Genomic DNA, 1,048 nt, shown 5'->3' on the forward strand with positions numbered 1-1,048 from the left:
GCCCAAACAGGATCGCCTTGGCATATTGTCATTTCAGTCATTTATGGTGTTTCCATGCTACTTTTATACGTCTCTTCTACATTAGTGCATAGTTTTCCTGAGGGCAAAACAAAGGATATATTCGAAATCTTTGATCATTCAGCCATATATATATTCATTGCAGGAACATACACGCCCATCATGCTTCTTGTGATCCAAGGGTCACTGGGCTGGACGCTGCTGGGTATAATTTGGGGAGTTGCCATAATTGGGGTCGTCTTTAAAGCGTTCTATGTGAAAAAGTTCCTCTTCCTTTCGACGATTCTCTATATTGCAATGGGGTGGATGATCGTTATCGTTTGGGGACCACTTACAGCAACGATGCCTTCAGCTGGTATCCAGTTACTGATTGCAGGTGGGTTGCTTTATACGTTTGGTGCCATATTTTATGTTTGGCGCGGTTTTCCGTTTCATCACGCGGTTTGGCATGTATTCGTGCTTGGGGGATCTGTCACACACTTTTTTGCGGTCTTGTTTTATGTCCTTCCACTATGATCATTTGGCCGATTTGTTGTATGTGAGGGATTCTGAAGTTTTCATTGACCTTTATTAGGAAATACATAAGGTATAAGACTAAAGGAGGAAAAAGATCAATCAAAACATTATCAGGGCCGTTTGCCGCTATGCTTGTTTTGGCTGGATGCGGCGAAGAAAACGATGAGGTGAAAAACCCGCCAGGAGAATGAAAATCAAGCTGAAAATAATCCTGAAACAGGAACGGATAAAAATGAAAAACTGCCATTCACTTATAACGATTTTCAATTGGAAGTGGATTATACAGGCAATGATAACGAATACGAAGCTGAATATGATACAATGGGTGCTCAAACAGAAGCTTCGATCGAGGACAAACTTAACAAACATGAAGTTTACGGTGATGAAGCAATGAAAGAATTGACCCCGATTCTGGAAAAATTGACATTCGCCAAAGATTCATCAGAGGAGGAAGTCATTCAAGAAGTGACACAAGCTTTTAATCCGAAGGATGACTATCAAGAATTTGATTTAG

Annotated in this window: 2 protein-coding genes; both read left to right on the forward strand. The window is 40.7% G+C overall.

What is annotated here, in order from left to right; genetic code table 11:
- On the forward strand, positions 1–534 hold a 534-nt coding region (gene trhA, locus ACFVSH_RS27000; protein ID WP_387708918.1), incomplete at its 5' end, for a PAQR family membrane homeostasis protein TrhA.
- A 273-nt stretch (positions 535–807) separates the two neighbouring features.
- Positions 808–1,048, forward strand: a 241-nt coding sequence (locus ACFVSH_RS27005; RefSeq protein WP_387708920.1) for a YusW family protein, incomplete at its 3' end; no start/stop codon positions are given.

Origin of the sequence: Peribacillus sp. NPDC058002 (assembly GCF_042886655.1) — a bacterium.
In the GTDB taxonomy this organism is placed as follows: domain Bacteria; phylum Bacillota; class Bacilli; order Bacillales; family DSM-1321; genus Peribacillus; species Peribacillus aracenensis.